The organism is Paenibacillus sp. FSL R10-2778 (assembly GCF_038593035.1).
In the GTDB taxonomy this organism is placed as follows: Bacteria; Bacillota; Bacilli; order Paenibacillales; family Paenibacillaceae; genus Paenibacillus_AQ; species Paenibacillus_AQ odorifer.
Genome location: NZ_CP151956.1, coordinates 1,999,003 through 2,015,033, shown reverse-complemented (window position 1 = coordinate 2,015,033; position 16,031 = coordinate 1,999,003). Strand labels below are relative to the sequence as shown.

Annotated in this window: 6 protein-coding genes; 3 read left to right on the top strand and 3 right to left on the bottom strand. The window is 46.9% G+C overall.

What is annotated here, in order from left to right; all coding sequences use genetic code 11:
- Positions 1 to 114 precede the first annotated feature (114 nt).
- From NST40_RS08565 to yhbH, 3 genes are all read left to right on the top strand, one after another.
- A complete protein-coding gene (locus tag NST40_RS08565) occupies positions 115 to 6,852 on the top strand; it encodes a hypothetical protein (RefSeq protein ID WP_342410592.1) in 6,738 nt (2,245 codons plus the stop codon).
- On the top strand, positions 6,849 to 8,534 hold the full coding sequence (locus NST40_RS08560; protein WP_076277538.1) for a DUF11 domain-containing protein: 1,686 nt from the start codon (positions 6,849 to 6,851) through the stop codon (positions 8,532 to 8,534). The genes NST40_RS08565 and NST40_RS08560 overlap by 4 nt, the downstream gene beginning before the upstream one ends.
- A 174-nt stretch (positions 8,535 to 8,708) precedes the next feature.
- Positions 8,709 to 9,872, top strand: a complete 1,164-nt coding sequence (gene yhbH / locus NST40_RS08555) for a sporulation protein YhbH (RefSeq protein WP_036684553.1) — start codon at positions 8,709 to 8,711, stop codon at positions 9,870 to 9,872.
- A 1,335-nt stretch (positions 9,873 to 11,207) separates the two neighbouring features.
- Here yhbH and NST40_RS08550 read toward each other — a convergent pair.
- From NST40_RS08550 to NST40_RS08540, 3 genes are all read right to left on the bottom strand, one after another.
- Complete coding sequence (locus NST40_RS08550) at positions 11,208 to 12,713, bottom strand: alpha-glucosidase/alpha-galactosidase (RefSeq protein WP_076277539.1); 1,506 nt, start codon at positions 12,711 to 12,713, stop codon at positions 11,208 to 11,210.
- A gap of 118 nt (positions 12,714 to 12,831) precedes the next feature.
- Entirely contained in the window at positions 12,832 to 13,749 is a 918-nt protein-coding gene (locus tag NST40_RS08545; protein WP_076277548.1) for an AraC family transcriptional regulator, read from the bottom strand.
- A 166-nt stretch (positions 13,750 to 13,915) separates the two neighbouring features.
- Positions 13,916 to 15,970: a methyl-accepting chemotaxis protein gene (locus tag NST40_RS08540; RefSeq protein ID WP_341001615.1), complete on the bottom strand. Its 2,055-nt coding sequence runs from the start codon at positions 15,968 to 15,970 to the stop codon at positions 13,916 to 13,918.
- Positions 15,971 to 16,031: the final 61 nt, after the last annotated feature.

Below are 16,031 nucleotides of genomic sequence, written 5' to 3'. Positions count from 1 at the left end.
AAGATGGGACATACACTAATACCCATTTTGTATCATAGGCTAACATACAGGTATTAACTGTGCCGTCCTAACTATAGGACGGTTCACTTTTGGCCAAAATCAACCTCGAAGGAGGTGAGAATCATTCCACTAGTCGTACGGGCAACGATCAATGCGACCGGTGCTATCACATTTACCGGCAACACGCTTGGACTTAGCCGCTCCGATACGATCGGAGTGCCAGGGACACTAGACAGCATCGGTGGCTTTACTACTGTTAATACTTCATCGACATTTGGTTCCTATCCTAGCGGAACTACTAGTCTTTATACAAGCAACAGTTCAGCAGCCATACTGGTCCTACCATCTGGCAGCACAGTGCTGTATGCAGAACTAATATGGGGCGGTACCTATATTAACGGAACCGTTAACCTCAGTTCGGCCATTAACAATCCTGTCTCCCTAATAAATCCTGCTGGCACTACATTCAGCGTTACTCCCGATTCAGCAACGAGCAACGTAGTCGATTTGGGAGGTGGTGCATCAGCATATGTTCGTTCCGCCAACGTGACCAGCATTATCCAACAAGGCGGCGCCGGCACCTACACCACTGGCGGTGTAGTGGGTACGATTGTTATCCCTAGTGATTCCACGGCCAACCATGCTGGCTGGACATTAGGCGTAATCTACCAAAATACAGCCTTACCTTTTCGCAATATGTCCCTACGGGCAGGTGCAATACTTGTACAGGCAACCTCAGCCCCAGTTTCAACTACGATCACAGGCTTCGCAACACCAATTACAGGTGCGCTTGGCGGCAGAGCGTTATTCAGCGCACAGGAGGGGGATGCCAACCGTTCGGGGGATCAAGCGTTGTTTGGTCCAACCTCGGCTACACTTGTTGCTTTATCGGGACCTAATAACTTTGCCAACAACTTTTTTGCGTCACAGATTAACAATGATGCAGGTAATCTAAACACAACAGGTACCTTTGGAAACCGCAATCAAATAAACGGAAACCCAGGGACCAACATTATCGGCGGCCGTCAAGGCTGGGATATTACCAATGTTGACGTCTCCGCACGGCTGATAAACAATCAATCTTCAGCCGTATTACAATTAACCACCTCAGGCGATGCTTATGTACTCAACGGTAATGCCATACAGGTTGATATCAATGCTCCTAAAATAAACCTCACTAAAAGCGCTAATGTAGCCGGCCCCATAGTCGGTGATACGGTAACTTATACGGTGACTGTCAGTAATACAGGAACAGCGGGAGCAGCAAGTGTCGTTTTATCAGATGCGCTGCCGGCAGGATCCACTTTTGTAACTGGAAGCGTAGTCGTTGCTGGCGTCGTAAGGCCTACTTTTGATATTACAGCAGGAATCCCATTAGGCTCATTAGCTTTAAGCAGTTCAATAACGGTTACATATCAAGCCAAAGTCACTTCATTGCCGCCAAGTCCACAAAATATCGCAAATACTGCCAACGCTGCCTTTACGTTTCAAAGTGTAGCCGGAGGCCCTATCATGACGGGGGTCATTCCATCTAATACAGTAACCTTACCTGTATATTCACCCGTCCTTAACATTGTGAAATCAGCCAATACCACCAATGCTACGGTTGGAGATCAGATCACCTATACCCTTCAAATCACGAACACAGGAAATATCGGCGCGGTAACAACACTTACGGATAACATTCCTTCAGGCAGCTCTTACGTCGCAGGCAGCTTCACCGTCAATGGAAATCCTATCGCTGGTAACCCTGCCACGGGGATTGCTATCGGTACGGTTGCCGCCGGTGGCAGTTCTACTGTTCAATTTCGGGTCATCGTGAATAGTCTTCCCTCACCGCCGCAGTTGGTTGACCAAGCAAGCGCCGCTTATACGTTTCAAGTTCCAGATGGGCGAACGGTAGCTGGTTCTGCCTCGTCCAACACTTTGTCTATTCCCGTTACAACACCCAATGTTACCGTAGTCAAAAGCGCTGGATTCACCGACGTAACTGTCGGAGATATACTGCTCTACACCTCAGTAATCAGTAACAACGGAATTGCAGCAGTTACCAACGTTTCACTCTCAGATACCATACCTGCGGGTACATCGCTGGTTCCCGGAAGTGTCACCGTCGCCGGTGTATCACAACCCTCAGCTAATCCTGGAACAGGGATTGCTGTCGGTACCATCGCTCCCGGAGGCTCCGTTGCCGTCACTTTTCAAGTCAACGTTATCTCATTACCAAGTCCCGCTCAGCTATTGAATAAATCTAGTGCCTCTTTTAGCTCGGGTGCTTTTACTGGCATTTCAGTCTCAAACACGACTACAACTCCCGTGTATCAGCCTGTAATCCAAATTGCAAAAAGCTCGAACGTTTCCAGTGCAACTGTAGGTGGCAATATTCTTTATACGTTAAATGTTCAGAATTCAGGGAATATCGGGGCGGCTGTAACCCTGAGCGACAATATTCCTTCAGGAAGCGCCTTTGTCTCGGGAAGTGTAACTGTTAACGGTGTTGCTAGACCTGCTGACTCTCCACTTACAGGAATTAACTTAGGCACTTTAGCTTCTGGGGCAGCTGTTCCTGTGACCTTTCTTGTCTCTGTACAATCTCTACCTGCTCCACCTGTTCTGAATAATCAAGGCAGTAGCAATTACACCTACCAACTGCCAAGTGGAAGATCATTCTCCGGGACCAGTCTATCCAATACCCTAACCATTCCGGTCTCCGCTCCAAACATTACACTAACCAAAACTGCAAATCTAACTAATGTAGCGGTTGGAGAAAATCTTACTTATTCAGTCATAGTGTCCAACCCAAGCAGCGTCACTGTTACTAACGTTGTTGTCTCTGACCCTATTCCTACGGGGGGAGCTTTTGTAGCAGGCAGTGTGACTGTCAACGGTTCGACGGTTGCAGCGGCTAACCCAAGTACAGGTATAGCAATCGGAAGTATCGCCGCGGGCAGCTCTGTCACGGTGTCTTTTAGAGTGAATGTTGCTTCCTTGCCAAGTCCAGCACAGTTTACAAACAGAGCCAGCGCCTCCTTCACCTCTGGGGCGTTCACCGGTTCTTCGCTCTCAAACACGATAGTAACACCTGTATTTCAGCCCATCCTTAGTATGGTCAAAAGCGCCAATGCAGCACAGGCATCTGTAGGGGGATCTCTCTCATACTCCATCCTGATCAGCAACACCGGGAATATTGCAGCTACTCTATTAGTAACTGATATCCTGCCACCCCAAGCCGTGTTTGACACGAATAGTGTCATTATTGTAGGAACACCTTTGCCCGGATATAATCCGGCAACTGGCATTCCAGTTGGACCGCTCGCTCCTGGTGATAGTGTCACCGTAAGTTTTCTGGTCACAATCACAGCCCTGCCTCCATCACAAGTATTGCTGAACTCTGCTTCAGCGACATATAATTTCACCCTTCCAGACGGGCGTCAGCTCGGTGGAAATGTAGTGTCCAATACGCTCTCTGTCCCAGTGTCCGCCCCTAACGTCAGTGTTGTAAAAAGCGTAAACGCTGCTACTGCTGTTACTGGTGATATCCTTATCTTTACCTCTGTATTGACCAACAACAGTATTGCAACAGTAAGCAATATCATTCTCAGCGATCCTCTGCCTGAGAATGTCGCTTTTATTCCCGGAACCGTAATTGTAAGTGGCACTACTCTGCCGCTAGCAGTTCCGTCCGCCGGCATTCCAATCGGTAGTTTGAGCCCTGGCGCCACAGCTACCGTAACATTCGAGGTGAGGATAACGATGCCGATACCATCACAGATTAACAATCAGTCGTCTGTCAGTTTTACATCCGGTGTATTCTCCGGTTCTTCTTCATCTAATATCACAACTACACCAGTTATTCAGCCCCAAATCTCCTTAGTAAAAAGTGCCGCTGATGGAGACGGCGATTTCGATGCTTTAGTTGTCGGTGATTCTGTCATCTACACAGTGCTTGTTAGCAACACAGGTAATCTGGCTGCAAATCTTACGCTAACTGATAACATTCCAGCAGGTACAGTTTTTGTTCCTAATAGTGTCATTGTAGGTGGTATGCCTCAACCCGGATCAGCCCCTGATACAGGGATAGCTGTAGGAAATGTCGCTCCTGGTGCCAGTATTGCAGTCAGCTTCACCGTTGATATCATCTCCCTGCCAACACCTCAGCAGATTAGTAATCAGGCTTCTGCAAGCTTTACCTTTACTCCGCCTGACGGTAGACCGTTATCTGGGACTGCGGTGTCTAACACTGTAACTTTACAAGTCTCTGCTCCTAACATTGTCGTTACCAAGAGCACTACTTCAACATCAGTTGCTGTTGGTGAAACGGTCACTTACAACGTCAATATAACTAATAATGGTATAGAATCTGTTACTAGCGTCTTACTCAATGATCCTACACCGGTAGGGAGTACTTTTGTAACAGGCAGCGTGTCTGTCAACGGAGTTCCATTCCCGAACTTGAATCCTGCTTCGGGGATATCTATCGGCACTCTAGCAGCCGGTGCATCAGCGCTGGTTACTTACAGTGTTACTGTTACCTCCGTCCCTTCTACAGCTTCACTCATCAATCAGGCATCCGTTACCTTCACTTCAGGTGTTATTTCAAGCTCCACTTTTTCTAATACCGTTACTGTCCCTGTGTTCCAGCCGAACATTGCCGTAGTCAAGAGTGCTAGTACAGCCAATGCCACGGTTGGCGATGCCGTTAGCTACACACTGACAGTGAGTAACACAGGAAACTATGCTGCTAATTTAACATTGACGGATAATATTCCCGCAGGTACGGCTTTTGTTCCGAATAGCGTGCTCATTAATGGACTCCCTTTAGCGCAAGCGGATCCTTCCACCGGAATTGCAGCTGGAATAATACAGCCTGGAGGAACGACCGTAGTCATTTTCACGGTTGACATCACTTCATTGCCTAGTCCTCAGCAACTGGTCAATCAAGGAACCGCAGCATACAGCTTCACCTTACCCGACGGACGTACACTTAATGGGTCTGCACTCTCTAACACCGTCACTATTCCGGTCTCCTCACCTAATATTGCTGTAGTTAAAACTACAACCACAACATCAACTACAGTCGGTGACACTATTACTTATTCCATAGCTTTAACTAATAACGGGATTGCCACTGTAAATAATGTGGTCTTCACAGACGCCCTTCCTGCCGGCACCACCTTTGTGACAGGCAGCGTGCTTGTGGACGGTGTGCCTCGCACAGGAGTTAGCCCAGCTACTGGAGTGACCCTAGGCAGCATAGCACCTGGTGTAACCGTAACTGTTGCTTTTACTGTAAATGTAGTTTCACTACCGCCTACTGGATTGTTAAATAATCAGTCAACAGTCAGCTTCACCTCAGGTGTTGTCTCAAATGTAGCCTTCTCAAATATCGTCACGACGCCTGTCTATCTGCCTATCCTTGCAGCAGCAAAAAGCTCCAATTCAGTCAATGCTACCGTTGGGGATACGATTACTTATACTATAAATGTGACCAACACAGGTAACTACGGAGCTTTAGCAACCCTGAGTGACACCATTCCAGCGGGTACAACGTTTATTCCAAATAGTGTACTCATTCAAGGCGCTCCTGCTCCAGGAGCAGACCCAGCTGCCGGGATCCCACTGGGGGTAATCTCCGCGAATGGAAGCCTGTCTGTAATGTTCTCAGTGCTTATCACAACATTGCCGGCAAGCCAACAGCTGCTCAATCAAGCTTCCGTCGCGTTTGCATACACACTTCCAGATGGACGGACATTTAACAATTCGATCAATTCCAATACAACAACAATCTCAGTATCCTCACCGAACGTTATCGTCACTAAATCTTCGACAGCTACCGATGCCGTTGTCGGGGATACCATCACTTATAACCTCACTGTTACCAACAGCGGAATAGCAAATATCAGTAACGTTAACCTCAGTGATCCAATACCTGCAGGCTCTAGCTTTGTCGCTGGCAGTGTGACCGTAGATGGCACTCCACGCCCTAGCGCGAACCCAGCGAACGGGGTCTCGCTCGGTACACTTGCACCGGGAGCATCTTTCCAAGTCTCGTTCAACACGATTGTCAATGTGCTGCCTAATCCTGCAACACTTAGTAATCAAGCTTCCGTCAGTTTCACCTCCGGCGCATTCTCAGGATCTTCATTCTCAAATACACTTGTTATTCCGGTATATCAACCTATCATTGTAGTTGTCAAAGGGGCGGACAGAACCGCCGCAACTGTCGGAGATACGATTACTTACTCCTTAAATGTGACGAATACTGGTAACCTCATAGCAAATGTAGTTATCACCGATACCATTCCGAACGGAGCTGTCTTTGTTCCAAACAGCGTGCTCGTGAATGGGGTACCACAACCAGGATCAGATCCGGCTACTGGCTTAAGTATTGGGTCGGTAGCTCCGGGAAGTACAGTAACAGTAACGATTACCTTACAGGTTACTATTGCGTCCCTGCCTTCACCGCAGCAATTGGTCAATCAAGCTACAGCAAATTTCACATTCACACCACCAGATGGACGTTCACTCACGGGATCCTCTGTCTCAAATGTCCTAATTATCCCTGTATCTTCACCTGACGTAAGTGTGGTTAAGAGCACTACTTCTATTGATGCGGTTGTTGGCGATATCATCACCTATACGATTGTTGTCACCAATTTAGGGATTTCACCAGTTAATAATGTCATCATGGTTGACCCTATTCCAGCTGGCAGCCAGTTCGTAACGGGAAGCATTACCGTAGATGGAGCCCCACGTCCTAGTGGCAGTCCGGCTTCGGGAATCGCAATTGGTACAATTGCTGCAGGTGCTTCTTCAACCATTACCTTCCAGGTTCAGGTAGTAGCGTTATGATTCCCGGCTCACGTACCCAACCTGTCGTAACCAATCAGTCCATGGTACTCTTCAACTCGGCAGCGGGTATTGACGGAATTGTCTATTCCAATACCGTTAACACCCCGGTCGTGGGCCCCGTGCTTTCATTGCTGAAGAGTACAGATAAACTCCACGCCTCTTTAGGCGACACTTTGGTGTATACCATTACAGCCAGTAATAATGGAAATACAGATGCTTTTTTGACGGTGTTTGACATTCTTCCAGAAGGTGTATCCTTTATTTCCAACAGTGTGCTCAGAGACGGTGTGCCTCTTCCGGGGGCTACACCGTCTTCAGGCATCCCCCTTGGTTCTATTGCACCGCAGAATCAAGTGAGCATCGCCTTTCAAGTCGTCATCATTTCCCTGCCGTCTTCCCTAGTGCTGCAAAATAAAGCGCTAGGCCGTTTTTCTTTTTCCACACCGGAGGGAAGAATCGTTAAAGGTGATCTATTTTCAAATTCCGTACAGGTTTCTTTACGCTCCTACCAGCTCTCGACCTCCTTGTCTGCAAGTACTCCGACTTCTTTTATAGGGGATGTAGTCACTTACACCTTGCGGCTTACAAATGAAGGAAACAGCCTCTTAACTCAAATCAGTGCAATAATTTCTATTCCGGACGGGGCGGTGTTTATACCGGGGAGTGTCATCGCAGGTGGGATTTATTACCCAGAATCAGACCCGGCACAGGGGATATTACTCGGTTCCCTGGACACAGACCTAAGCGTTGATATTACTTTTCGTGTCCGAGTAACAGAGTTTTCTCCCTCGTTGGCCTTAACCAACAGCGCGGTTGTCACCTATTCAGTCGATGAGCATACAATTACGACCGAAAGTAACACTGCGGTTGTCTCACTTGTCCAAGCGGGGGTCACCATTAGTAAAAAAGTGGATCATGTTACAGCAGCTCCGGGCGATAATTTGAGATATGAGCTTACGGTAACGAACAACGGGAATCTGGCTGTAAATGCAGTCCTAACAGATGCTATACCTTCAGGTACTCTTTTCGTATGGGATAGTGTTCTCTTAAATGGAGTGTTGCAAAAAGGTGCACGACCAGCGGAAGGCATCCAGTTAGGTACTTTAAGAGGCGGAACTACAGCAGTTGTAATTTTTCAAGTGAGTATACCTGCAGCCATTAACATTCATGAAATCGCAGCCGTACAAAACCATGGTAGTGTTCAGTATACCTTTGTGCTTCCAGACGGACGGACCGTACGGCAAACCTCTCGTTCCAATACAGTTACCACCCTAGTAGTCACACCTGTCATTTCACTCGTAGTCCATGCAAAACCAACTATCGTAGAAGCAGGAGAGCGAGTCCAATGCTGGATCTCACTAACCAATAGCGGAAATTGGCCTGCGGAAATATCTCTGAATCGGCTAACCCCGGAAAAATGTTTTCTTGATCCCAACAGCATTGTGATTGATGGAGTTCCGAATCCACAATCTTCATTTGCCGGCACCTTGCCGCTGGGGGTAGTTAATGCTGCATCTATGGTTAACATTCATTATTTTGTCCAGGTGAGTGAACAGGTAATGGGTCGTTTCCTTATGGGCTCCGTAAATGCTCAATACTCTTTCAATATGGATGGACGTAACTACTCTGGCGAAAGCCAATCTAACAGCTATGTGCTGACCCTAGATGAGATCAGTGAATAAGAAATCACATATCCCTCATCCCCATGAATATACTTTAGTTACAACCCCAAAACATCCCCACAAATTGAGGCTTTGCTTTCTATGCGTACTCAGGTACTTTGCGGGGGACCCAAATATATACTTTGCAAAAAATTCCCTCAATCAACATTTCATATTCCATGGGAGGTGGTCATCCTGTCGCAATCATCCGGTCCCTTTTCCTTCGTAGTCTCAAAAGAAGACTGGTCCCTTCATCGTAAAGGTCATCAGGATCAGGAACGCCATCAGCAAAAGGTCAGAGAAGCCATCAAGGATAATTTGCCTGACCTCGTTACCGAAGAAAATATTATTTTGTCAGGCGGTAAGCAGATTGTGAAGGTTCCGATTCGCAGTCTGGATGAATACCGGATTATTTATAACTTCCGTAAACAGAAGCATGTAGGACAGGGGGACGGGGAAAGTCAGGTCGGCGATGTGCTTGGGCGCGATTCACAATCGGCACAGCCCGGTAAGGGAGAAAAAGCAGGTGATCAGCCGGGCCAAGATACCGTGGAAGCAGAGGTCAATCTGGAAGATCTGGAGGACATTCTGTTTCAGGATATGGAATTGCCTCATCTGAAGCCTAAGAATAAGGAAGAGATCGAGGTCAAATCCATAATTTTTAACGATATTCGTAAAAAAGGGATGATGTCCAACATCGATAAAAAACGTACGCTGCTGGAGAATCTCCGACGCAATGCAAGCAGCGGAAATCCCGGCATTCACAGTATCAGCCCAGATGATCTGCGCTACAAAACATGGGATGATATTAGAACACCTCATTCCAATGCGGTCATTATTGCGATGATGGATACGTCAGGTTCGATGGGTTCGTTTGAAAAATACTGCGCCCGCAGCTTCTTCTTCTGGATGACCCGTTTTCTGCGCCGCCAGTATGAGAAGGTAGAGATTGTTTTTCTCGCCCACCATACGGAGGCTAAGGAAGTCAGTGAGCATGATTTCTTCACCCGTGGCGAAAGCGGGGGAACGATTTGTTCCTCGGCATATCAGCGGGCGATTGAAATTATCGATAGCCGCTACCCGCCTGCGCAGTACAATATTTATCCATTTCACTTCTCCGATGGTGATAATCTCACCTCCGACAACGAACGTTGCGTGAAGCTGATCGGAGAACTGCTGAAACGAAGCAATATGTTCGGTTACGGTGAGGTGAACCAATACAATCGTAGCAGTACCTTGATGTCAGCTTATCGCCACCTGAAACACGAACAATTCATGCATTACGTCATTAAAGACAAAAAAGAAGTGTATCAGGCGCTGAAGACCTTCTTTAGTCCAAAGGGTACGGTTAATTCTTAATCCCCCACTCCAAAACGCGGGTATCCCAAAAGCCAAAAATGGCTGATGGGACATCCGCGTTTTTGGCGTTGCTCCTTCTTGAACAAAACAACAAACTTCGTAAATTGCGTCATCTAAGTTCGCAAGTATCAGGGGAGGGACAAAGTGCGTCATCTGGGTCCGCAAGTATCGGGGGATGGACGAATAGCGCCCTCTGGGTCCGTAAGTATCGGGGATGCGCCAGAATAGTATGTAGGGCAACTGGGGGATTCTGGGGGATCGGCGCTTTCGGACACAGATGACCTTATACGTAGCTATAGCGCATATTCGGCTTGCTATCGGAACCCATAGCCGCTATAGGCATGAAAAACACCAAAAACGAGCCTCATTCTGAGCAATAGCTGCACTGGAGTCCGATAATATGCTCCAAAGGCGATAAATTTGCAAATAGGGTCATCTGGGTCCGAAAGTATCGGGGGATGGGCGAATAGCGTCATCCGGTTCCATAAGTATCGTGGAATGGGCGAATAGCGTCATCCGGTTCCATAAGTATCGTGGATGGACGAATAGCGTCATCTGGGTCCATAAGTATCGTGGAATGGACGAATAGCGTCATCTGGATCCGTAAGATCAGGGAATGGACGAATAACGTCATCTGGATCCGTAAGATCAGGGAATGCGCTGGAAATCCAATTAGGGCAACTGAGGGATTACTGGGGGATCGGCGCTTTCGGACACAGATGACCTTATAAGTAGCTTTAGCGCACATTTGGATTGCTATCGGACCCCATAGCTGCTATTAGCATGAAAAACACCAAAAACGAGCCTCATTCTGAGCAATAGCTGCACTGGAGTCCGATAATACGCTCCAAAGGTGATAAATTGCTAAATAGCGTCATCTGGGTCCGCAAGTATCGGGGGATGGGCAAATAGCGTCATCTGGGTCCGCAAGTATCGGGGGATGGGCGAATAGCGTCATCTGGGTCCGCAAGTATCAGGGATGGGCAAATTGCTCATCTGAGTCCGCAAGATCAGGGAATGCGTCAGTATAGTATGTAGGGCAACTGTGTGGGATTACTGTAGCCCTCGGCGCTACGGTATAGATAAAAAAATAAGCCAGTGAAATTAAACTAACTTTCTTTTTTCAGTTACATAATAACTCCTACTATAAACCTAATTTCACAATTTGGATCGGTACCGATAAACTTGTACTCCCCACCCATGTCAGCTTGTTTTCGTAAGCTATGACTGCTGTTTTGTTTTTCCCCTCTTAGACTTCCATCCTAAAAAAACCTCCAATCCCAAACTCTGGAATGTGGAGGTTATTTATAGTTAAAAAGCTTTCAATGCTACACCTTATTGAACCTTCTCTCTATCCTTGCCTTTATCAGACTCACCAGCATTTTTGTTCGCTGCTCCCCGGTCCTGCATCATCTCATCCACCGTCTTCACCTTCAGGCGAGCAGCGCCCTCGTTGTTAGCGTTCGTTGGGATAAGCTCTCCTGAAGCCAAACGTTCCTTGGCCTTAGCAATAGCTTCGCTGTATTGAGGCAGCCACTGTTCCCCTGCGACGAGCATCTCATCGACCATCTGCCAGATTTCTTTTGGGTTACATACGGCACCAACGAGTGGGTCCATCATAAATGCCTGACGTAACAGCTTATCATCGCCGTGTACAGCTGCTTCAACCGCCAGACGTTGCACTGAAATGCTCACGTTACATACGGCGGCAGGACCCAGCGGCAATTCACCTACCAATGGCATGGAGATCCCGTTCCGGTCTACATATCCCGGTGCTTCGATGATGGCATCATCTGGCAGATTAGAGATTACACCATTGTTCACTGTATTAAAGTGCCCCCGGTACACTCGTCCCGTTTCCAATCCTTCTATAATATAAGAGCCGTGCTCTTCCCCGCGATTCTCCTTCGTATACTCCAATGCCGGGTCTTTCATCCAGTTTGGAAAATCGGTCTCGAACCAATTCCGGCCTTCCGTGCAGACACGCAGATAACCGCCTGTTTCTCCGTTAATCCAGCTCCCCAGATCGATCCAATCCATAATTTCATCACTGCGTTTACGGTACCATGGCACGTACTCACTTAAGTGTCCATTGGATTCTGTACTATAGTAGCCAAAGCGACGAAGCATATCGATGCGCACTTTTTCCGTACGGCTGAATTCCGGATGTTTCTCAAAAGCCTCTAAAAGACCTTCGGTCAGATCCTTCCCCTCATGACTTGCTGAAATATACCAGGTCTGGTGATTGATGCCCGCACAGATAATATCAACTTCGGATTTCTTAAGACCATACACATCCGCAATTTGTTGGTGCCCATGCTGTACACCATGACATAGACCGATGGTCCGAACACCACCATATTTATTGCAGGCCCAGGTCAGCATAGCCATCGGATTCGAATAGTTAAGCAAAAGCACATCCGGTGCTGCCATCTCCCTAATATCACGGCAAATATTCAGCATCTCCGCAATTCCGCGTTGCCCGTACATGATGCCACCCGCACACAGAGTATCTCCCACACACTGATCGACTCCGTATTTTAAGGGAATGTCCACATCCGTAGCAAAGGCTTCAAGCCCACCCATCCGAATAGTACAAAATACGTACTTGGCATCCTTCAGTGCTTCTCTGCGATCCGTTGTCGCCTGAATTTGTATATTTAAACCATTCTCCTTAATATCACGCTGGCATAGCTCCGTGACCATCTCCAGATTGTGGCTGTTAATATCCATAAATGAGACTTCGATATTTTTAAATTCCGGTACAGTTAGTAAGTCCCGCAACAATCCACGGGTAAATCCAATGCTGCCTGCCCCTATAAAAGACACTTTAAATGACATGGTTATCATCCTCCGGTAATGAATTGGTTGTTCCTGTCCATTGTAGCAAGGGACCTAAGGAAAACGTAACCAATATCATGACCTCTTTTGAAAGAAGGTGTCAAAAATCCTAACCTATCTACTGAAAATCATGCTCTTCATAACTCCAGGCGTGACGCTCAATGGAATTGCGGAATTCTACAGGCGTGCAATCGGCGAATTTTTTAAAAAGAAGGTGAAAATATTGCCTGCTGCTAATTCCTACGTAATCTGCAATTTCAGCAATCGGGATGTCGCTCTGCCCAAGCAGCATCTTCGCTTTCTCCATTCGCAGCATATTCAAGTAATCGCTGAGCGTCCGACCCGTATGGCTCTTAAAAATTCGATGCAAATATCCGGGATGCAGATTAACTGCGGCAGCGATGTCCTTAACCTGAATGTTCTGGTCATAGTTCTGATGCAGGAATTCAATGCTCCGGCGCACATAAAGCTGCGAGGGCTGTTGGCTGGTATGAAGCTGCTCTTGCCGAAGTCTGGATAACCGCAACAGAAGCTCACAAAATAATAAATCAACCATACTTCCACCCTTTCCGCCGCTCTGATCAAGCTCTAACACAAGTCCCTTTAGAACATGATAGATTTCCTCCGGATCAGGCATTACTAAACTGGAAAAAGGAAGCTGCAGCATTTCTGCGAGCGCCGTTTCTTCACGGGCTAGCTTGCCGACAGAGGGTGCAACCCCTCTATATTCCATGAACCCAAATTCCACATTTAGCATCCGACAAGGTGCCCCCTCTTCAACAATCAGCCTATGCGGAACATTCGCGTCTAAAATGATCAATTCTCCCCGCTTCAGCCGAACTCTCTCTTCTCCTCCTGAGCTTGGACGGACATCTACGATACAACTTCCTGAGATCAAATACATGATTTCCGTTGAATTATGCTGATGGTAAGACATATTGTAGTTATTCCACTGTTTATAATAGTAAGCAAAAAAATGAGGACTATAATCTCCCTCGATTAAAACCTGCTGAAAAAGACTCCCGCTGGGGCTCAGATTTAAGTTCGTCAATGGATCACTACTTTCTTCATTTATTACTTAATACAAGTGTATCTCTTTAGCCACTTCGAAGACAAGATAACGTCCGATAGCAATCAATCAACAAAAACGAGCAACTCTCCATTATATTGGAAAATTGCCCGTCTCTATTAGAATAATATTGTCATACTTGAAAAGAAACCAAAGAGTGCTTAAGATCGGCGGCCAAGCCCTCCAGCTTTTCCGATAGGGCAACCAATTCCTCACTAACCGTGAATTGCTGAGATGACATAGAAGCTACCTCCTCCGTCGAAGCAGTGGTTTGCTGGACGATGGAGCTTACGCTGGCCATGGATTCACCGAGTTGACGCTGGAACTCAATCAGTTCGAGGACAGAAGCAGAAGATTCACTAATATGTCTCATGAAATGTTCCATTTCCTCTTTGACACTCGCGAATATCGTTGACGACTCTCTTACAGAAGAGATTTGTTCACGGAACTTAGGAGCGGCTTCATTGATATCCTTAACGGTGTTCTCGATATGTAGACCAATCTCTTCCGTGATCTTGGAGACCGATTGAATCGATTCATTCGACTGGTTAGCGAGCTGCCTGATTTCATCAGCAATCACTATGAACCCTCTACCTGCCGCACCTGCTCTAACTGCTTCTATGGTAGCATTTAGTGCCAAAATATTGGTCTGCTTATTCACAGCAATCATAGGGCTGAGTATACTGCGAATTAAATGAGTGCTTTCTCTGAGCTTAGTAGAATTATCTTGAATTCGATTGATCATCTCTACCGTAGACTCACTCTGCTCTACCAGCAGTTTCATCAGCTCTGTACCTTGATTGCTAACCTCAATGACCCGTTCTGCTGAATGGTCCATCACTGTATTTATTTCCGTCACTTCACTCATTTTGTTGCCGATAATCTCAACATTGTGATAACTGCGTTCGGCTTCAACAGCGAGGCTGGCTGACCCCGCTGCAATCTCACCGGTAGCGGTCGCAACCTCTCTGGCATGGAGGGAGATTGTACTTGATGCTTGTACTAATTGTTCCGAAGTAAGGAGGACCTCATCTGCCGAATTCCCGCTCTGCCTTGCAAGTAAGGAGATCTGCTCCATCATTTTGTTGAAGCTTTGACCCAAGCGGCCAATCTCATCTTTGCCCTTGAAATTGGTTCGTACCTGTAGGTTCCCACGCTCTCCTTCCTCCATCAAGATTGCCAGCTTACCCAGCGGGCGCCCTACCAATCGAACAAGAATATAACCAATTAGTAGTGCTATTAAGGCTGCCGCCAGCACCACAGAAAATGTGATATATAAAAGCTTGTCCGCAGACTTAGTAAAATCACTGACAGGAGCATACCCCATAAGCATCCACTTGGCAGTCGCCAGGGGCTGGTATACAACAAGCTGAGAACTTCTGTTCTCATCCTCCGCTGTAAATGAATGATTTTGCTCTTTCCCTTGTTCTTCTGAAACTTTTATGTAAGAGGGTTGACCCAGCTTGGCATGATCCGCACCATACACAATGCTGCCATCCGCACTCAAGATACGAATTTCACCGGTCATCCCAATCTGAAGGTTAGACAGCATTTCAGTCATGGCCTTCCCTTTCACTTCGATTAGCATGTAATACTCCGCTTCGGGATGTAAAAGATTACGTAGCAATCTCCCCATAGTTAAGGAGGGCTCAGTATAAGCATCAAAAAAGCCTTTCTCACGAACGGGAAACCAGACTGGCTCTCCTTTAGCTGCGGCAATTTGCTCTAATCTTGCGGAAATGCCTTCATCACTACGAATCCCACTTATGCCAGCAGACTTATAAGATTCTGAGTCTACCAAGCTCTTGGATACCAGCCTGACGCCATACATCCGCTCATCAGACCCTTTTACCAAGTCCAGCTTTCTGCGAATCCGATCTTCAGCACCGGCTTTGGCCACAGTTGTAAGCTCGCCACTATTTATTTTTTCTAAATCACCCTTTAACACAGAGTCGAGTGCAAACTGCCTTGATAGTGCCTCATACTCTGCCAGCACAAAATCCAGCTTGTCCGCTGCCTGAACTACAGATTGTGTGGAGGCTGCAGCAACCTCATTCGTAATGATATTTTTAGCGGCAAAATAGGAAGTCAATCCTAGCACGGAGGATAAGAGAACTATAGAACTAAATAAAATAACGAACAGTTTAACTCCAACAGATTTAAAATATAGAGTCCAGGACTTTTTCATTAAGTTCACTCCCCATGACGAAATAAGGGTACAGCCCTCCATTTCTGTATAAAGGCTGTAC